This window comes from Pseudoalteromonas sp. AWM4_233, from assembly GCF_056158285.1.
In genome coordinates, this window is the sequence record NZ_JBSWSZ010000001.1 from 3611473 (window position 1) to 3630944 (window position 19472).

General features: G+C 41.9%; 15 protein-coding genes. 12 read left to right on the plus strand and 3 right to left on the minus strand.

The features are described from left to right. Positions 1-217: 217 nt before the first annotated feature. The 3 genes from ACXAC4_RS16465 to ACXAC4_RS16475 all read right to left on the minus strand — a co-directional run bounded on the left by ACXAC4_RS16465 (position 218) and on the right by ACXAC4_RS16475 (position 6390). Positions 218-2167, minus strand: coding sequence for an alpha/beta hydrolase family protein (locus tag ACXAC4_RS16465; protein WP_475163499.1), 1950 nt, complete (start codon positions 2165-2167; stop codon positions 218-220). 144 nt (positions 2168-2311) lie between these two features. After that, positions 2312-4261, minus strand: coding sequence for an alpha/beta hydrolase family protein (locus tag ACXAC4_RS16470; protein ID WP_475163500.1), 1950 nt, complete (start codon positions 4259-4261; stop codon positions 2312-2314). Between the two features lie 359 nt (positions 4262-4620). Continuing rightward, a complete protein-coding gene (locus ACXAC4_RS16475) occupies positions 4621-6390 on the minus strand; it encodes a DUF885 domain-containing protein (protein ID WP_475163501.1) in 1770 nt (589 codons plus the stop codon). A gap of 319 nt (positions 6391-6709) precedes the next feature. On the opposite strand from ACXAC4_RS16475, the gene ACXAC4_RS16480 reads away from it, so the two are divergent. The 12 genes from ACXAC4_RS16480 (at position 6710) to ACXAC4_RS16535 (ending at position 19443) form a co-directional block, all read left to right on the plus strand. Next, a complete protein-coding gene (locus ACXAC4_RS16480) occupies positions 6710-7693 on the plus strand; it encodes a GGDEF domain-containing protein (RefSeq protein WP_475164175.1) in 984 nt (327 codons plus the stop codon). Between the two features lie 120 nt (positions 7694-7813). Then, positions 7814-8569 carry a bifunctional demethylmenaquinone methyltransferase/2-methoxy-6-polyprenyl-1,4-benzoquinol methylase UbiE gene (gene ubiE, locus ACXAC4_RS16485; RefSeq protein ID WP_349284850.1) on the plus strand — a complete coding sequence of 252 codons (756 nt, stop codon included), beginning with the start codon at positions 7814-7816 and terminating at the stop codon, positions 8567-8569. Between the two features lie 8 nt (positions 8570-8577). Continuing rightward, positions 8578-9180: a ubiquinone biosynthesis accessory factor UbiJ gene (locus ACXAC4_RS16490; RefSeq protein WP_475163503.1), complete on the plus strand. Its 603-nt coding sequence runs from the start codon at positions 8578-8580 to the stop codon at positions 9178-9180. Between the two features lie 10 nt (positions 9181-9190). After that, entirely contained in the window at positions 9191-10792 is a 1602-nt protein-coding gene (ubiB, locus tag ACXAC4_RS16495; protein ID WP_475163504.1) for a ubiquinone biosynthesis regulatory protein kinase UbiB, read from the plus strand. A 57-nt stretch (positions 10793-10849) separates the two neighbouring features. After that, a complete protein-coding gene (gene tatA, locus ACXAC4_RS16500) occupies positions 10850-11080 on the plus strand; it encodes a Sec-independent protein translocase subunit TatA (protein ID WP_138477702.1) in 231 nt (76 codons plus the stop codon). 5 nt (positions 11081-11085) lie between these two features. Continuing rightward, positions 11086-11418 (plus strand): Sec-independent protein translocase protein TatB, encoded by a 333-nt coding sequence (gene tatB / locus ACXAC4_RS16505; RefSeq protein ID WP_349284853.1) that lies wholly within the window; start codon positions 11086-11088, stop codon positions 11416-11418. Positions 11419-11430: 12 nt separating this feature from the next. After that, positions 11431-12177, plus strand: coding sequence for a twin-arginine translocase subunit TatC (gene tatC / locus ACXAC4_RS16510; protein WP_138477699.1), 747 nt, complete (start codon positions 11431-11433; stop codon positions 12175-12177). Next, positions 12174-12668, plus strand: a complete 495-nt coding sequence (locus ACXAC4_RS16515; protein WP_349284854.1) for a hypothetical protein — start codon at positions 12174-12176, stop codon at positions 12666-12668. The genes tatC and ACXAC4_RS16515 overlap by 4 nt, the downstream gene beginning before the upstream one ends. Beyond that, entirely contained in the window at positions 12668-13456 is a 789-nt protein-coding gene (locus ACXAC4_RS16520; RefSeq protein ID WP_475163506.1) for a TatD family hydrolase, read from the plus strand. The genes ACXAC4_RS16515 and ACXAC4_RS16520 overlap by 1 nt, the downstream gene beginning before the upstream one ends. Before the next feature lies 1 nt (position 13457). Further along, positions 13458-15293, plus strand: a complete 1836-nt coding sequence (locus tag ACXAC4_RS16525; RefSeq protein WP_475163508.1) for a sensor domain-containing diguanylate cyclase — start codon at positions 13458-13460, stop codon at positions 15291-15293. A gap of 9 nt (positions 15294-15302) precedes the next feature. Beyond that, positions 15303-16313 carry a porphobilinogen synthase gene (gene hemB, locus ACXAC4_RS16530; protein ID WP_475163509.1) on the plus strand — a complete coding sequence of 337 codons (1011 nt, stop codon included), beginning with the start codon at positions 15303-15305 and terminating at the stop codon, positions 16311-16313. A gap of 145 nt (positions 16314-16458) precedes the next feature. Then, positions 16459-19443: an ExeM/NucH family extracellular endonuclease gene (locus ACXAC4_RS16535; RefSeq protein ID WP_475163511.1), complete on the plus strand. Its 2985-nt coding sequence runs from the start codon at positions 16459-16461 to the stop codon at positions 19441-19443. The last annotated feature ends 29 nt before the right edge of the window (positions 19444-19472 follow it).

Here is a 19472-nt window from a genome sequence, read left to right on the forward strand (position 1 = left end):
CAATAAAAAAGCCCGATTTGCATCGGGCTTTTTTATTTGTTTTGCTAATTCAAAATTATACCAATCCGCTTAACTAAGTGGTCTATTTTGAGGCAAGAAAACCTTGTGGTAGCAAGGCAAATATTTCGTTATTTAGTTGTTCTAAATGAGAAATCTTTAACGCAGCTATCATCAGGTTTAATCCCTCAAAATGATTAAGTGTTATTACGGATTGGTATTACAGCACTAAGTGCTCATCAAGAAACGCTAATACACGCTTGTAGTAATCGGCTCTATGCTCCGGCTTATAAAAACCATGTCCTTCATTTTCTAATAACATGTATTCATAAGGATGCTTCGCTTTCTTTAAAGCATCAACCAAAGATTCAGCCTGTTCAATCGGTGCTCGCTCGTCATCACCACCATGTACAATAAGCACTGGCGCTTTTAGTTTGTCGATATTATAAGAAGGCGAATAAGCTTTAAGCTTTGCTTCATCTGTACCCAATACTTGTGTTAAGTACCTTTGACCGGAGTTGCGCTCTGCTACATCACCTTCTTCAAACATCAATGGCAGATCATAAACACCTACAACACCAATCGCGCACTTAAACATATCTGGCTCAATAATCGAACTTTGTAGTGCTGAGTAGCCACCAAAACTGGCGCCCATGATGCACATATTTTTAGGATCTGCGTAGCCTTGTTCGATCACATACTTAGTCGCATCTATGATGTCATGCTGAATTGCTGATCCCCACTTTTGGTGACCTGCATGTTCAAATGCACGACCATATCCACCTGAACCTCTGAAGTTCACTTTTAAAACGGCGATGCCACGATTGGCAAGCAACTGTGCATCTGAGTCAAAGCCCCACCAATCTCTCGGACCATGTGGACCACCATGAGGCATTACTACTAGTGGTAGATTTTTAGCTTCTTTATTGAAAGGCAAAGTAAGATAACCATGAATTTCAAGGCCGTCTCTCGCTTTAAATGAAACAGGCTTAGTTTCTGCCATCAAACGATAATCTATACCTTCCTTTGTGTTAAACAGAAACTGTAACTTATTCTTATCAGCATGAAACAAATAATACGTGCCTGGATTAATATCACTGTGCGCATACACTATCGACTTGTTCGCATCTAATGTAGAACTAACTAGCTGAATTTGCTCACCAGGCAAAGACTGTATTAAATCTTTCAAGCGTTGAGTCATTTTTGCCGTATTATCAACAAAAGCATAAGTGGGGTAGCCTGGCTCCAGCTCTACAGCAAAAAGCTCATGATTGACATTATCAACCCATAACTTTTTAGGTGAAACTTCTTGGTCTTGAAGTAATTTTTTTACCTTGCCAGACCCTAGGTTTAATTCAAAAACCCCCTCTGCTTCCCCCGATTCAGACGCTGTGATGTAGATCTTTTTGCCACTACCATCAAATGCATGCAGATTAATGTCTGTAAGATTTGCATTGAGTTTAAACTCTCTCCAGTCATCTTTATCGTTATCTCTAATGTGGATGGTTTGATTTATATAATCATCTGTCGACAACGACACTCTCACATGTCCTTGATTGTCAGTTAAAAAAGCTGCCATTCTTGAAGGAGAGCGTGTGATTCTTTTTCGCACACCCGTTTTTACGTTCACTCGGTATACGATAGTTGTTGGCTCTTTACTTGCATTCCATGGAATAGTGTAAACCAACATATGTTTATCATCATGTATCAACGGGTCTAATATGTAAGAAGTGCCATATACTGCTGACGCTCTTTTTAAAAGAGAGCCAGTTTCCATTGCTCCTTGATAACCGACCAAGTATTTATCACTAGAGCCATCAGCATCAACACCAAAAAGTTCGCCATGATAAACAGGATGATCAGTCCAGCCTTTAACATAAAGCTTTTGCATTACCAAACGCTCACTATTAACCCACTGATAAGAACCTACTTCTGAATTACCTGAGAACCTGACAACATTCTCGATTTTATTTTCTTCTAGGTTTAGTACAAATAGTCTCTTACGGCCTTCTACTTCAGAGGTAAAGCTGAGATACTTTCCAGTTGGTGAAATTTTGACTCGTGAGTATTTTTCACCAGAACTAAACGCTTCAATTGGTATTTGCTTCGCAGCTATTGTTTGTCCAAATAGCAACGACAATACTAAAATCCCATATGTTATTATTTTCATTTTATGTCCATTCTGATTAAAAATTCGGCTTAACACTAAAGTTCTTGTATTGAATTTGTAAACAAAGATATCATTCTTAATTTTATAAGCATAGAAAAAAGCCCGATTAACTCGGGCCTTTTTATGTGTTTTACTAATTCGAAATTAAAGCACTAAGTGCTCATCAAGAAACGCTAATACACGCTTGTAGTAATCGGCTCTATGCTCCGGCTTATAAAAACCATGTCCTTCATTTTCTAATAACATGTATTCATAAGGATGCTTCGCTTTCTTTAAAGCATCAACCAAAGATTCAGCTTGTTCAATCGGTGCTCGCTCGTCATCACCACCATGTACAATAAGCACTGGTGCTTTTAATTTGTCGATATTATAAGAAGGCGAATAAGCTTTAAGCTTTGCTTCATCTGTACCCAATACTTGTGTTAAGTACCTTTGACCAGTACTACGTGCTGCCACGTCACCTTCTTCAAACATCAATGGCAGGTCATAAACACCTACAACACCAATCGCGCACTTAAACATGTCTGGCTCAATAATCGAACTTTGTAGTGCTGAGTAGCCACCAAAACTGGCGCCCATGATGCACATATTTTTAGGATCAGCGTAGCCTTGTTCAATCACATGCTTAGTCGCATCTATGATGTCATGCTGAATTGCTGACCCCCACTTTTGGTGACCTGCATGTTCAAATGCACGACCATATCCACCTGAACCTCTGAAGTTCACTTTTAAAACGGCGATGCCACGATTGGCAAGCAACTGTGCATCTGAGTCAAAGCCCCACCAATCTCTCGGACCATGTGGACCACCATGAGGCATTACTACTAGTGGTAGATTTTTAGCTTCTTTATTGAAAGGCAAAGTAAGATAACCATGAATTTCAAGGCCGTCTCTCGCTTTAAATGAAACAGGCTTAGTTTCTGCCATCAAACGATGGTCAATACCTTCCTTTGTATTAAATAAAAACTGTAACTGATTTTTATCAGCATGATACAAATAGTAAGTACCCGGATTAATATCACTACGAGCAAGAACAATAGACTTAGTCGCATCAACCGTTGTACTGACCAGATGAATTTGTTCGCCTGGCAAAGACTGTATTAAGTCTTTTAAACGTTGAGTCATTTTTGCAGTATTATCAACAAAGGCATAAGTTGGGTAACCTGGCTCTAGCTCTACAGCAAAAAGCTCATGATTAACATTATCAACCCATAACTTTTTAGGTGAAACTTCTTTGTCTTGAAGTAATTTTTTTACCTTGCCAGATCCTAGGTTTAATTCAAAAACGCCCTCTGCTTCTCCCGATTCAGACGCTGTGATGTAGATCTTTTTACCACTACCATCAAATGCATGCAGACTAATATCAGTAAGATTTGCATTGAGCTTAAACTCTCTCCAATCATCTTTATCGTTATCTCTAATGTGGATGGTTTGGTTTATATAATCATCTGTCGACAACGACACTCTCACATGTCCTTGATTGTCAGTTAGGAAGGCGGCCATCCTTGAAGGAGAGCGGGTAATTCTTTTTCTCACACCCGTTTTCACGTTAACTCGGTATACGACAGTTGTTGGCTCCTTGCTGGCACTCCACGGAATCGTATACACCAACATATGTTTTTCATCATTAACTAATGGGTCTAAAATGTATGAAGTACCGTATAAAGGTGTCGCTTTTTTCAAACGAGAGCCTGTTTGCATCTCGCCTTGATAACCAACCAAGTATTTACCACTCGAGCCATCAGCATCAATGCCAAAAATCTCGCCATAATATAATGGATGATCAGTCCAACCTTTTAGATATAACTTCTGGAGCGCTAAACGCTCATCATTAACCCATTCATAGTAGCCGACTTCAGAGTTGCCACTAAACCTGACCACGTTAACGATTTTATTAGTTGCCAACTCTAAAACAACAAGGCTATCTCGGCCTTCTGCATCAGAGGTAAAGCTTAAGTACTTTCCAGTTGGTGAGAGCCTAACTTGGGAGTACTTTGATCCAGCACTAAACGCCTCTATTGGTATTTGCTTTGCGGCGATTGTCTGCCCAAATAACAATAATAATATCAATGCCCCGTAAATTACTTTTTTCATTTGATATTCATTCCTTTTAAAAATATCAGTTTACCATTAAAGTTTTTGTCTTCAAATTGTAAACAAATTTGTCATTATTAATTTCATTTTTTCGAAGTTAATCACCCAGTTTATTCTTAACCATCAGCAAACTTCATTTAGGCTAAGCCTAAAAAGCACTCATGGTTAATACCAACGCTCAATCACTTTGAGGGATTAAAACTCAAATTTAGTGGTGTTAGAAGAGATTAAATAGCTTTGTGGATTATTAGATTTTGGACTGACTAGCCATTAAGGTAAGTACTCTATGCTGAGCGACAACAAAGTCATCATTCAAAAGGCCCTAGTGAAATATAGGGCCTTCACATACAGGTGAATAACTAAGATTGTGCCAATGTATCGTTTATATATTGATTCACTTGCTCTTCTAACACAAACAGTGGCACTGAACCGTGGCGTAAAATCTGGTGATGGAATTCTCGAATATCAAACTTATCACCTAAACGTGTTTCAGCTTCTTTGCGCAGACGCTTAATCGTCAACTCACCAATTTTGTAAGACAATGCCTGCCCTGGCCATGAAATGTAGCGATCGGTTTCGGTTTTTACGTTATGTAACGATAAAGCCGTGTTATCTTGCATAAACTTCATTGCTCTATCTCGGCTCCAACCAAACATATGCATACCGGTATCAACCACTAAGCGCGCTGCACGCCACATTTCGTAAGTTAAACGACCAAAGTTGCTGTATGGGTCTTGGTAAAAGCCCGCTTCTAGACCTAAATATTCAGAATATAAGCCCCAACCTTCACCAAATGCTGAGATATAGGCATTACGGCGGTAACTTGGTAAGTAGTCTAGCTCTGCGTTTAAAGCGATTTGTAAGTGATGGCCTGGTACTGCTTCATGCAGTGTTAACGCTTCTAAAACATATAGTGGGCGCTTATCAAGTGCATAGGTATTTACCCAATAAAAGCCTGCTTCATCGTCTTTACGTGCACCTGAATAACGGCCCGTTGTGTATTTAGGCGCAATGCTCGCTGGTACTGGGGCAACACCGTATGGACGACGTGGCAATGTGTGGAACAACTTAGGCAGTTGTGCATCCATTTTTTTAGCAATGAAAGAGGCTTCTTTTAACAGCTGTTCTGGCGTTGTGGCGTAAAATTGCGGATCGGTACGTAAGAAGTGCACAAACTCAGCGAAGCTACCTTCAAAGCCTACTTGCTTGATAATTTGCTCCATTTCCGCACGGATTCTGGCGACCTCTTGCAAACCTAGCTCATGGATTGCCTCTGGGGTCATATCCGTAGTGGTGTAATGCTTAGCGCGATTAGCATAGAAGGCTTTGCCATTCGGTGTACTGCTAATACCAATCTCTTCACGCGCTGCTGGACGATACTCCGTTGTGAAGAATGTGAAGTAGTTCTGGTACGCAGGAATAACCAACTCTGACAAGACTTGTTTCGCCTGTGCCTGCAAAGCCTGCCATTCAGCATTATTTAATTTCGCAGTATTTGCTTTAAATGGTGCAAAAAACTCAGATTCTTCGATATTTTCTGGAATATAAGCAGAAATCGACTCTTCATAGCCAACAAGCACTTCCTGTGGCTGAGTTAAGCCCACTTTTATCCCTTCTTTCATCCAAGCAATATTTTGCTGAAAAAATCGAGGGACTTGTGAAAGACGTTTTAGATATAACTCAAAGCCAGCCTTCTTACTGAAGTCATGCCCTCGAACCATAAATGAGAGACTTGAATGAAAGCCATACTCAGAAGTCAACGGCATGTAATGTGCGTTAAACTGGTATTCGTCGACCTTATTCTGCACCTGTGCACGAATAATGGTGTGGTTAATTTGGTTTTCACTACTTAATCGCGACACATCAATGCGGTCTAACTGCGCTAAAAAGTTGACTCGTTGTTTATTTTGCTCTGCCAACGCGGTCGCCGATAAGTTTGGCAATAAATACTCCGCATTTAAATCTTGGCGAGAATAAGGGCTAATTTCGCCGCGATAAGTTTCTATTTGCTGAGTTAGTTGCGTGAACTGAGTGTCTAAAGACTGACTAGTAAGTTGGCAGCCCGATAGCGCTAAAGTGACCGAAAGGACACAGGCACTTAACAAGCGAGTTGGTCGAACATTTTTCACTTTTTTTACCCTGTAACTGATTTATCACTACCTTATAGACTCTAAAAGCACTGATGCAATAAATTGCGACCAGCTTAAACAAACAGCAAGCTCGGTCCTCTCTTTGCTCCCAAGTTGGAAACTCATACTTTTTGCTCGCATTTCAATCAAAAGATCCCTCTTATCTTTATATTTGCTGCTTTGACGCATTTTTTCCTTTGCAAAAAACCAGAAAAAAAGTAGTCTGGGACAGTTGTGATGGATCACAGTGTTTCATAGGGAGGTTGCTAATATTTTGTTTGATTTAGTATGCGGTAGTAACATCATGTTTCATGATCCAATGGTAGTAGCTCAAGAGAAAATGACTAAGGTCTGCGTGTTCTTAGAGCAGCATCATTTACCTCCAACTCCGCTCAATTACCAAGTCGCTTACACTTACATTAGCAAGTCTCATAACGAACTCAATCAAACCTTAGACTATGCCATCAGGCAGGGTCACAACATTGATAGCATCTTTATCGAACAACTATACTTTGAACATCTGAACCGCAACCATGACATGGAAGCAAACATGCTGAAAAACGTCGATAGTGTGGTAACAAACCTTGCTAATTCAGCACAACAATCTCAGCGTAGTATTACCAATTTTGCAGAGCAAGTAAGCGTTTGCGTCAACAGTTTAGATGAACATAATATCGCAAAGACCAAACATGCATTGAGTCAGTTGGCCAAGCATACTGATGTTATTCTTCAGCAGCATAAAAAGTTCAAAGAAACACTTCAGAAAACCCGCTTAATGCATCGTGAGGCTAGACAGCAACTCACTAAGCTTCGTAAAGAACAACTGATTGATGTGCAAACGGGTTTGTATAAACGTCATTACTTAAATCAACAAGCGCAACTGTGGATCACACAAGATAAACCTCTGTGTGCTATCTCCATTCAGATCAATAACCTGCATGAGTTTTCTGAAGACTTTGGTGACCTAGTTAGTGAAGTCGTGTTAAACCGTGTGGCGAAAAAGATCCAAAAGTATGTGTTTGAAAGTGGTTTACCAGGTCGCACTGCAAAAGATGAGTTCGTAGTGTTGATGTCGGACATTGAACCGGAAACCGCGAATATCATCGCTGAAAAGATCCGCGTCGGTGTAGAAAAGCTTAAGTTTGTCAGCTCAAAAAGTGAAAAAAACCTACCAAAAGTAGACTTATCTTTCGGCATTGCCAAACGCAACGACGAAGAGAACTTCAATGCCCTAGCGCGTAAGGCAACACATGCAGCACATAAGGCACATTCTCTTCAACAATCCACCTTTATTGCCCTGTAACAAACAAAGCCTAAATTTACAGAAACAAGCGCAAATTCATCTGTTATAAATTGCACCTCTTAGCCGCAATCAAGTACACTATGGCTTGAAATTCAATGCCAAACAATTAGAGAAGCAAAGATGAAAGAGTCGCAACACAATACCACTGATTTTGGTTATAAAACCGTTGACCGCGAAGCAAAAGCCTCTATGGTTGCCGATGTATTCCACTCCGTTGCGGCCAAATATGACATCATGAACGATCTTATGTCGTTTGGTATTCACCGCCTTTGGAAACGCCAAGCCATTGCCAGTGCAGGTGTTCGTAAAGGCCATCGTGTTTTAGACCTAGCAGGCGGTACCGGTGACTTAACGGCAAAATTCAGCCAGTTGGTTGGTGACACAGGTCAAGTTATCTTAGGTGACATTAACGACTCTATGCTTAAAGTGGGCCGTGACAAACTGCGTGATTTAGGCTTAGTGAGCAACATTGAATATGTGCAAATGAATGCCGAGGCGCTGCCATTCCCTGATAACAGTGTTGATGTGATCACCATTGCATTTGGTTTACGTAACGTTACAGATAAAGACGCCGCGCTTCGCTCTATGTACCGCATTCTTAAGCCGGGTGGTCGTTTACTGGTATTAGAATTTTCTAAAACAGATAACGAAGCACTTTCAAAGCTATATGATTTCTATTCTTTCAATATTTTGCCAAACATGGGCAAATTGGTTGCCAATGACAGCGAATCTTACCGCTACCTTGCGGAATCTATTCGTATGCACCCAGATCAAGAAACACTTAAAGGCATGATGGAAAACGCGGGCTTCGAACAAGCAACGTATCAAAATATGACAGGTGGCATCGTCGCATTGCACCGAGGCTTTAAGTACTAGGATCGACTATGCTGACGACGCTTGCCTGCGCAGCCATTGAAAATGCGCTTAATCTGCTTTTAGACAAAGAGCCCAGCTTAAAACTAGCGCTTGATCAGGTTAAGCATCAAACCTTGGCCGTCGAGATTAGGGACTGGCATATGACCTATGCGCTCACTTTCACTGGTAGACAGTTTATGCTGTTCAACAACTACCAAGAGCAAGCTGAGTGTAAGATCAGTGCACACTTAGAGACCTTACCTGAGCTCAAAGATCCCAGTGTCATGACACAACTTATTCGTCAGGACAAACTGGATTTAGAAGGTGACTTGCACTTAGCACAGGCATATAGCGGTGCTTTTGCCAAGTTAGACATTGATTGGGCTGAACATCTATCCGCTTACATCGGAGATGCCCCAGCACAACTCATCGTCGAAAAAGGCCAACAAACCAAAGCGTGTTTAAGTCACAGTGCCACAACCTTTGCAGGCACTTTCACGCAACTTATGCAAGATGAGCTGAAAGTTGCGATTCACCCATTAGAATTGCAACAGTTTAAACAACATACACGCGCTATAAAACAACATGCTGCGCAACTCGAACAACGTATTGAACAACTTTTAAATCGCTAAGGGAGCTATTTTGTCTGCATCGCGTTTGTATCATATTACAAAAACCCTTCTGCAATACGGCCTTGACGACCTCATACCGAAAGACAAATTCCCTTGGTTTGCAAAAGCCGCCAGAAATAGCTTATTTTGGCTGCAAAATCAGCATAAAGATAAACCTCTGGGGTATCGCCTTCGCCTAGCCCTACAGTCTCTTGGCCCAGTTTGGATCAAGTTTGGGCAAATGCTGTCTACACGTCGTGACTTGCTACCTGATGATATCGCTCGCGAACTAGCCCTACTGCAAGACAAAGTAGAGCCGTTTGAAGGCCACAAGGCACAAGAACTCATTGAGCAAGCGTTAGAGATTAATAGCATCGATGAGCTTTTTGCTAATTTTGAGCAAATCCCGTTGGCGTCTGCGTCAATTGCCCAAGTACACACTGCAACCCTAGAACTTGAGTCAGGTACTCAGGATGTCGTCATAAAAGTCATTCGCCCTGATATCGAAAAACAAATTCATGCCGACTTATCTTTAATGGGGCAAGTTGCCAAAGTCATCGTCAAGTTTATTGGTGAATCACGCCGTCTTCGTCCCGTTGAAGTAGTGAAAGAGTATCGTAAAACTTTATTAGATGAACTCGACCTGCAACGTGAAGGGGCAAATGCCCTGCAACTAAGACGCAACTTCTTAGACTCTGACGCACTATATATTCCTGAGGTATTCAGCGATTACTCACGCAAAAATGTACTGGTAATGGAACGCATATACGGCATTCCTGTATCAGATATTGACGCCCTTGAAGCTCAAAATACCAATTTAAAATTACTCGCTGAACGTGGCGTTGAAGTCTTTTTCACCCAAGTATTCAGAGACAGCTTTTTCCATGCCGATATGCACCCTGGTAATATCTTTGTCTCTCGTGAACATCCTGAAAACCCAAAATATATTGGCATCGACTGCGGCATCGTCGGCACCCTAAATAAAGAAGATAAGCGCTATTTAGCAGAAAACTTTATTGCCTTCTTTAACCGCGACTATCGCCAAGTTGCGCAGTTACATGTTGATTCGGGCTGGGTGCCCGCCGATACTTGCGTTGAGGAGTTTGAGTTTGCCATTCGTACGGTGTGCGAGCCCATTTTCAATAAACCGCTTGCTGAGATTTCATTTGGCCATGTGTTGGTTAATCTGTTTAACACGGCACGCCGCTTTAACATGGAAGTACAGCCCCAATTGGTATTGTTACAAAAAACCTTATTGTATGTTGAAGGGTTAGGTCGACAACTCTATCCACAGCTCGATCTTTGGCAAACGGCGAAACCTTTCTTAGAAAATTGGGTCAAAGATCAAGTGGGCCCTGTCTCAGTATTGAAACAAATGTATGCTAACTTGCCATTTTGGGCAGAAAAGATGCCTGAACTACCAGATTTAATCTATCAAAATCTGAAACAAAAAAAGCAGCATACCGTACAGCCTGTTGTAAGCTCTCAAAAGCCTATTTTATTGGGAATGCTGGCTTCTAGCTTGTTAATTGTGTCTGGTCTCAGCTTTTTAGCAGCGCAGACAACCTTGAGCACCATTAGCTTAATTGCATCAATCGGCGCGTTTCTAGCGGCGTGGCGTAAAACAGGGTGATATTTTGCTCACTGAGCGTATAATCAACTTTTATTTAATCTTTCATACGGAGTCATTATGGGTGTAGGTGGAATTAGTATTTGGCAACTTCTGATTGTTTTAGCGATCATTGTGCTTTTGTTTGGTACTAAAAAACTACGCGGCATTGGTGGCGATTTAGGTAATGCAGTAAAAGGCTTTAAAAAAGCCGTTTCTGATGAAGACCAAAACAGCAAGCCTGAGCAACTTAAAGACAACAGCCAACAGCAAACCCAAGCAGCTGAAGAAAAGCAAAAAGATAAGGTTTAACCCTTATGGGTATGTGGGAATTAGTGGTCGTCTTAATCGTCGGCCTCGTTGTGTTGGGCCCTGAACGCCTGCCCGTCGCAATTAGAACTGTCAGCCGCTGGATTAAAACCATTAAATCAGTGGCTAATTCTGTTAAAGCTGAAGTCAATGAAGAGCTGCGAATTCATGAGTTGCACAATAACCTTAAAAAGGCTGAGCAACAAAATATGGAAGATTTAGCACCAGCACTAAAAGAGTCAGTTGAAGAGCTTAAAAAGGCCGCAGAGTCAGTGCAACACAGCTATAAACAACCCGTTCAACACACCCCCGTTGAACAGAAAAACGATAATCAGAAATAACGAGCACCCACTATGTCCGAATCGCTTCAAAGCGGGTTTATTGGCCATTTAATTGAGTTGCGTAATCGCTTAATGAAAGCGTTACTCAGTATTTTATTGATATTTATTGCCTTAGTTTACTTTGCTAACGACATATATGCTTTTGTCGCTGATCCGCTTGTACAGAGCCTGCCTGAAAACAGCACCATGATTGCAACTGATGTGACGGCCCCTTTCTTCGCGCCGTTTAAGTTAACCTTGTTTATATCCTTGTTTGCTGCCATCCCTTTCATTTTGCATCAGGTGTGGAGTTTTATCGCTCCCGGTCTTTACCAACATGAAAAGCGCATGCTGATCCCCATTTTAGTGTCGAGTATCGTGCTATTTTACTCAGGAATTGCTTTTTGTTATTTCGTTGTCATGCCAATCATCCTGGGGTTCTTTACAAGTGTCGGCCCTGAGATGATGACGCTTTCTCCTGATATCAGTAGCTACTTAAGCTTTATCTTAAAGTTATTTTTTGCCTTTGGTGTTGCATTTGAGATCCCTGTAGCCATCATGTTGTTATGCTGGAGTGGTGCAACAACAACACAAAGCTTGCGAGAAAAGCGTCCTTATATTGCTGTCGGTGCTTTTGTTGTTGCGATGTTTTTAACACCGCCAGATGTTCTATCGCAAACTTTACTCGCATTACCTATGCTATTGTTATTTGAGTTAGGTCTTATATTAGCGGCTTTTTATACAAAAAAAACAACTGAACAACAGGAAGAAGAGCTATGAAAAAAATACTAATGACAACGATTTTGTTACTCTCTGCGTCTGGTTATGCCTCTCAGATTAATGTGCAAGCCCTAGAGGCGTGCAGCCTAGTAGAAAACGATTTAAAGCGCTTAATGTGTTATGACAAAGTCATCGCCGGCAAGAAAATTTCTCAGCCAGTAACGAAAGCCAAAGAGAATACTCCAGCCAAAGCACCAAAAGTGGTTGAAAAACCTCAGGACAAAGCCAATGAATTTGGGCTAGAGAAAAGCAAACAAGCCGCGGCTAAAAAGCTAGATGAGATCCGCTCTACGGTTGTAAAAATAACAAAGAACCCGAGAGGACAACGTACTTTCACTTTGAGCAATGACCAAATATGGAAGCAAAAGGGTTCAGACCGATTTACGGCTAAAGAGGGCGATGAAGTCATTATCATCCGTGGTGTTTTTGATTCTTTCAGAATGAAAAAAGCAAATACCAACCGCCTCATACAAGTTAAACGTATTCAGTAATGCATAATCGTTTCATCGATGCAGGTATCAATTTAACCAGCAGTCAGTTCGATAAAGACAGAGCCCATATGCTTGTACGTGCTGGTGAGGCCGGCATAGACAATATGTTGTTAATTGGTTGCTGTCTTCAATCTAGTCATGAAAGCTTGTCGCTTGCCAAACAGCATGGTTTTGTGAGTACGGCGGGGATCCACCCTCATGATGCGAAAGATGCACCCGCAGATTTTGTGGCGCAGATCCGCGCCTTGGCCGAACATCATGAAGTGGTTGCAATTGGAGAGTGCGGTCTTGATTTTAATCGTGACTTTTCTCCTCGCGATAGCCAAAATGCAGTTTTAGAGCAACATCTACTGCTCGCTCAGCACCTTGATATGCCTGTATATCTTCATGAAAGAGATGCCTTTGATAGTATGCGTGCGCAGTTAGAGCGCACTCCAGTCAAAGGCGTGCTGCATTGCTTTACCGGAGAACAACACGCGCTAGAGTACTATTTAAGCTACGGTTTAATGATTGGTATTACTGGTTGGTTATGTGATGAGCGCCGTGGCGAACAATTGCAAAAACTATTGCCTTTAATCCCAGATGACAGACTTTTACTCGAGACCGATGCGCCTTACCTGCTACCTCGTAGCTTAAAGCCCAAGCCAAAATCTCGTCGAAACGAACCTGCTTTTTTGCAAGAAATTGCAAAAGTCGCTGCTGAACTGAGAGGGCAAACAATCGAGCATATTTCAGAGATCACACGCAATAACTTTCAGCGTTTATTTTTGTCTGATAGGGACAAGTAATATGCGTATCTTGCTGTCATTTTTATTATTCTTCAGCTCATTTTTTAGCTCGGCATTAGAGGTAGGCAATGACTTTCGCTATCAAAAACAATTGCCATACGCTTATACGTTAGACGACAGCAAAAACCTAAAACAGCTGATAGAAAAAAACGTTAACTGGACAGATGAAGCAACAGAGCCACTTAATTTAGGCAAAACCACTCAGCCACTTTGGCTTAAAGTTTCTCTAAAGAATCTCTCTGTCAGTGATATCGACTTATTATTAAGTGTTGATAATATCTTACTCGATAAAGTCACTGCCTATATTGCCACGCAAGACAACTCAATTATCACGCTCGCTTTAGGCGATGCACTGCCGCTTGTAAAAAGGCCGATAAAGCATGAGGCACAGCTAGTACCCATCAAACTTCTAGCGCAACAACATGCTATTTTATATCTCAATATTGAACACTCGGGTGCCATCAATGTACCTTTGAGTCTGTGGCACCCTATTGAATATATAAAGTACAAAAGCAAATTCAATCTGATTTACGGTATTTTTGCCGGCTTTATTATCGCCCTAGCACTGATGCATTTGGCGCTGTTCTCATTTACCAAAAAGCCTTACTTTCTTTATGCGACAGCATTTGTGAGTTTACTTTGGTTACTCAACATTCACCTCTATGGCTTTAGCTATCGCTATTTGTATGGCAATTGGCAGTGGCTACAACAATACGCACAGCCTTTGCTGATCTTACTGTCGAGTAGCGCCTTAATTCCTTTATTGAAACCTTACATAAAGGTAGCAAAGCTCGAAGTATTTCTTTCGTCACCTAAGCGCTATACATATACTGTGATTGCAATACTCACACTTGCTCTGGGTCTATTGCCAATTGATGTTGCCTTGGCATCAAGTTATACCCTCAGCTTTGTGGTGATTACAGCACTTATGCTGGTATTTATTAGCCAATGGGTGATTTACAAACAGCATGCTCCTTGTTTTATTGCCATGTTTGCTTTCATGCTTTTTGCATTAGTGCATCAAGTCAGTTTTGAATTAGGCTTTCTTTCAGGGCCGCAACTGAGCACTCCTGTCAGTTATTTTTGCTACTTCATTGTGAGCTTAATTCTTAGTTTTGCCCTGGTAAGACAGTTTATTTCTGAACGAGACCTTGAGGTCGAAGCCCAACAAGCTAAATTGGCCCATAGCCAAGCCCAAGATGTTCTGCTTAATGAGAAACTTAAACTACAAGAACAAACACAAGCTGACTTAGAAGCACTCGTTGATGAACGCACCTTCGAATTACAGGTCACTTTGCGAGAGCTTGAAGATAAAAACCGTGAGCTTGAACAGATCAACATCGAAGATCCACTCACTAAAATTAAAAATCGTCGTTATTTCGATAAACGCCTCCAAATGGAAGTAAGACGCTCAAGGCGAGAACAAAGTACATTAAGCGTCGTGATGTTAGACATAGATCACTTTAAGAATATTAACGATACCTATGGCCATTTAAGTGGCGATAAAGCCATTTGTGCCGTTGCAGATATCATCAAATCACACTTACAGCGCCCTTCTGATGAAGTATTCCGCTATGGCGGCGAAGAGTTTGTGATGCTACTACCAAACACTGAACTGGAGGGCGCGCAACAAATTGCAGAGCAGATCCGCAGTACCGTTGAGGAATTCCAATTGAAACTCGACAAAGTAATCGTCAATTTGACGCTCAGCTCAGGCGTTTATAGTGCCGTTGCTATCGACCCTAAATCACCACATCTTTATACCGATCTTGCTGACAAAGCCCTCTATGAAGCTAAAAAGCAAGGCCGTAACCAAGTTAGAATCTATCAGCCTTAGGAGAATAGAATGGCTCAATCAGGATTAGATTTATTTCCTTATACTCGTATGCGTCGCATGCGTCGTGATGACTTCTCTCGTCGCCTGATGAGTGAAAATCAATTAACCGTGAATGACCTGATTTATCCAGTTTTTGTACTTGAAGGGAAAAACCGTCGTGAGGCCATTGAATCTATGCCTGGCATTGAACGGTTATCTATCGACTTGCTCGTAGAAGAAGCAAAAGAGTTGGTAGAGCTAGGTGTACCTGCAATCGCTATCTTCCCAGTAACACCTGCTGATAAGAAATCACTTCATGCGGAAGAAGCCTATAGCCCTGAAGGGTTAGCACAGCGAACAGTACGCGCCTTAAAAGCGGAGTGTCCAAGCCTTGGCGTGATCACCGATGTGGCACTTGACCCATTCACGACACATGGTCAAGACGGTATCATTGATGAAACGGGCTATGTGATGAACGACATCACCACAGAGATCTTAGTAAAACAAGCACTGTCACATGCTGAAGCGGGTGCCGATGTGGTTGCACCTTCGGATATGATGGATGGCCGCATCGGTGCCATTCGTGAAGCGCTAGAAGCTGAAGGTCACATCCATACACGCATCATGGCGTATTCAGCAAAGTACGCGTCAAGCTACTATGGTCCGTTCCGTGATGCAGTCGGCTCTGCAGGTAACTTAAAAGGCGCTGATAAAAAGAACTACCAAATGGATCCAGCTAATTCAGACGAAGCCATTCGTGAAGTTGCACTAGACCTGCAAGAAGGTGCCGACATGGTGATGGTTAAACCAGGTATGCCTTACTTAGATGTGGTACGTCGCGTAAAAGACGAGTTTGGTGTACCAACTTTCGCTTATCAGGTAAGTGGTGAATACGCCATGCATAAAGCAGCGATTGATAACGGCTGGCTTGCTGAAAAACCATGCATTATGGAATCGTTACTGGCCTTTAAGCGTGCCGGTGCTGATGGCATTCTGACTTACTTCGCTAAGCAAGCAGCTATCTGGTTAAAAGAGCAATAAAAACCACAATTAATAAAGAGTGAAAGCATAGAGTTTTCGCTCTTTATTTTCCTCAAAGATTAACATTTTGTCATTTTTATGTAACATACCCCGCGTAGGCTAATGTCCCCATTTAGCTAATAATCAAAATATACACGGGAACAAAATGATTAAAACAAGCTTAAAACCCCTTGCTCTATTAGTGGCTGCCGCAACAGCTCCTGCGCAAGCAAATCTTATTATCTCTGAATATGTAGAAGGCAGTTCAAGCAATAAAGCTGTAGAGTTATACAACACTTCTGGTGCTGAACTCTCACTAGATGGCTACAGCATCTCTCTTTATTCAAATGGTAACGGTGATCTAGCGTCACCTAATAACACCTTAGCTTTAACCGGAACACTCGCAGCAAACGCAACCTACGTTATTGTAAATAGCAGTGCGGTTGATGAATTAAAAGCAAAAGCCAATATAGAATCAACCATTACTTTTTTCAACGGTGATGATGCATTAGTACTTACTAAAGACGATTCAATTATTGATAGTTTTGGTCAGTTGGGTGTTGATCCTGGTTCAGCATGGGATGAGGGCGGTGTAACCACAGCCAACAAAACCCTGCGCCGTAAAGCAAGCATCACTTCAGGCCGCACTGATGCAACATCTGCTTTCAACCCAAGTGAACAGTGGGAGCAATTCGACCAAAATGACTTCTCTGGTATAGGTGCCCATGGCGCTACAGATGGCGGCGACGGTGGTGATACGCCTGAGCCTATTAAGCCGCTTGTATGTAACGACGCATATACTACGATTAATGCGATCCAAGGTGATGCTGACGAAAGCCCACTTAAAGACCAAGTGGTTATCATTGAAGCGGTCGTAACAGCTGACTTACAAACTGACGACCAATTAAAAGGCTTCTTTGTTCAATCATTAGCAAAAGATGTTGATACAGATGCAAAGACCTCTGAAGGTATTTTTGTTTACTACTCAGAGTTAGGTGTAAAAGTTGGTGACATTGTGCGCTTAGAAGGTACTGTGCAAGAGTATTACAGTGCGACGCAGATTGGCAATGTCACTCGTGCAGAGAGCTGTGGTACAGCTGATATTTCTGCAGCAGCACTTACTCTGCCTGTAGCCGCTTTAGATGATTTAGAAACCTTTGAAGGCATGCTAGTTAGTATTGACCAACAGCTGTACGTAAATAACACATACGGTTTAGGCCGCTATGGTGAAGTTGCGCTTGGTACAGAGCGTCTTTATCAAGGTACGCAAGTTGCTCTTCCTGGTGATGCAGCTAATGCAGTAGAAGCACAAAATAAGTTAAAAGAAATTCTTCTAGATGATGGCTCTACAAAGCAAAATCTTGATCCTAAATACCCTCAAAATGGTTTAAGTGCTTACAACAGCTTACGTTTAGGCGACACTGTAAATAGCGTAACCGGTGTTGTCGGCTACAGCTTCAACAAGTATCGTATTCATCCAACCGTTGATCTTGAGTTTGTAAACAGTAATGAGCGTACTGAAGCTCCTGAGTTAAAAGGTGAAGGTGATTTACGTATCGCCAGCTTTAACGTATTAAACTACTTCAATGGTGATGGTGAAGGCGCTGGCTTCCCTACCCCTCGTGGTGCAGATAACGAAGAAGAATTACAGCGCCAACAAGCTAAACTTGTTTCTGCTATCACAGCATTAAACGCTGATGTTATCGGTTTAATGGAAGTCGAGAACGATGGGTTTGGTGAACTGAGTGCAATTGATGATCTGGTTGCAGCAATTAATGCAGAATCAGACAGCGACTATGCCTTCGTTAACTTCAATGCAGAAAAGATTGGTACTGACGACATCACAACAGCGATCATTTATCGTAAAGATGTTGTTGAAGAGGCTGGCACGGCAAGCTTTACCACAGAAGCACCATTTGATTATAGCAACCGTCCACCAATTGCACAGAGCTTCAGAAAACTGGATACGAATGAAGAGTTCACAGTTGCAGTCGCTCACTTGAAATCTAAAGGTAGCTGCCGTAGCGCTGAAGGCGATAATGCTGACTTAGGCGATGGTCAAGGCTGTTGGAACGCAATTCGTACTGAAGGCGCGAATAAGTTTGCTGACTGGCTAATGACTTATCCAACAGGCAATGAAGATGCAGATATCATTCTTGTTGGTGACATGAATGCGTATGCGATGGAAGATCCTATTAAAGCATTTGCAGACAAAGGCCTAGCAAATGTAATGAACCACGTTGACGGCGATAACTTCGGATACTCTTATACTTTCTCTGGCCGCCTAGGTAGCCTAGACCATGCTGTTGCATCTGCTAGCCTTCTGAAGAAAGTAACAGACGCAACTGATTGGCACATTAATGCGGATGAGCCAGCGGTATTTGACTATAACACTGAGTATAAGTCTGACACTCAGCTAGCAAGTTACTATGCTGATCATGCATACCGCTCATCAGATCACGACCCGGTTGTTATCGAAATCAAGACTGTTGATGCTCGCCCTGTCATTACTACTGGTCAAACTTTCCAAATCGAAGAAAATGCTGAAATGGATAAGGAAATTGGCACATTAGTATTTACTGATGCCGATGCTGACTTATCACCAGTTACTAAGTTTATGATTGAAGGTACTGAGCTTGTAAAGATCAACGAGCAAGGTAAGTTAATGGTTGCAGGTGAACTAGATTACGAAGCGAATAGCGTAATCACATTCACAGTACAAGCAGAAGACTCAGCGGGTAATGTATCTGACAAGGTTGAGGTGACGCTGAACATCCTTGATATTGATGATACCAGCCCAGTCATTGCTGCTAATCAAACTTTCCAAATCGAAGAAAACGCCGAGATGGACTCAGAGATTGGTATGTTAGAGTTCAGTGATAACACTGCGGTAACTAAGCTGATGATTGAAGGCACTGAGCTTGTGAAGATCGACGAACAAGGTAAATTAATGGTCGCGGGTGAGCTTGATTTCGAAACGAATAGTTCAATCACATTCACAGTACAAGCTGAAGATGCTGCTGGTAACCAATCAGAAGCCGTTGAAGTGACGGTTAATGTCCTTGATATTGATGAAGACGACAGCGGTAGCTTAGCATGGTTAAGCTTACTTGCGACACCGTTCGCTTTCTTACGTCGCCGCCGTAAATAGTCTGTATTAACAACATAAAAAAATGCGCC

Excerpts from the sequence above, each read along its gene's own strand:
- ACXAC4_RS16525 (WP_475163508.1), top strand. The coding sequence starts at position 13,458 with ATGCGTATCTTGCTGTCATTTTTATTATTCTTCAGCTCATTTTTTAGC.
- ACXAC4_RS16470 (WP_475163500.1), bottom strand. The coding sequence starts at position 4,261 with ATGAAAAAAGTAATTTACGGGGCATTGATATTATTATTGTTATTTGGG.
- tatA (WP_138477702.1), top strand. The coding sequence starts at position 10,850 with ATGGGTGTAGGTGGAATTAGTATTTGGCAACTTCTGATTGTTTTAGCG.
- ACXAC4_RS16465 (WP_475163499.1), bottom strand. The coding sequence starts at position 2,167 with ATGAAAATAATAACATATGGGATTTTAGTATTGTCGTTGCTATTTGGA.
- ACXAC4_RS16490 (WP_475163503.1), top strand. The coding sequence starts at position 8,578 with ATGCTGACGACGCTTGCCTGCGCAGCCATTGAAAATGCGCTTAATCTG.
- hemB (WP_475163509.1), top strand. The coding sequence starts at position 15,303 with ATGGCTCAATCAGGATTAGATTTATTTCCTTATACTCGTATGCGTCGC.
- ACXAC4_RS16520 (WP_475163506.1), top strand. The coding sequence starts at position 12,668 with ATGCATAATCGTTTCATCGATGCAGGTATCAATTTAACCAGCAGTCAG.
- ACXAC4_RS16535 (WP_475163511.1), top strand. The coding sequence starts at position 16,459 with ATGATTAAAACAAGCTTAAAACCCCTTGCTCTATTAGTGGCTGCCGCA.
- ACXAC4_RS16480 (WP_475164175.1), top strand. The coding sequence starts at position 6,710 with ATGGTAGTAGCTCAAGAGAAAATGACTAAGGTCTGCGTGTTCTTAGAG.
- tatB (WP_349284853.1), top strand. The coding sequence starts at position 11,086 with ATGGGTATGTGGGAATTAGTGGTCGTCTTAATCGTCGGCCTCGTTGTG.
- ACXAC4_RS16515 (WP_349284854.1), top strand. The coding sequence starts at position 12,174 with ATGAAAAAAATACTAATGACAACGATTTTGTTACTCTCTGCGTCTGGT.
- tatC (WP_138477699.1), top strand. The coding sequence starts at position 11,431 with ATGTCCGAATCGCTTCAAAGCGGGTTTATTGGCCATTTAATTGAGTTG.
- ubiE (WP_349284850.1), top strand. The coding sequence starts at position 7,814 with ATGAAAGAGTCGCAACACAATACCACTGATTTTGGTTATAAAACCGTT.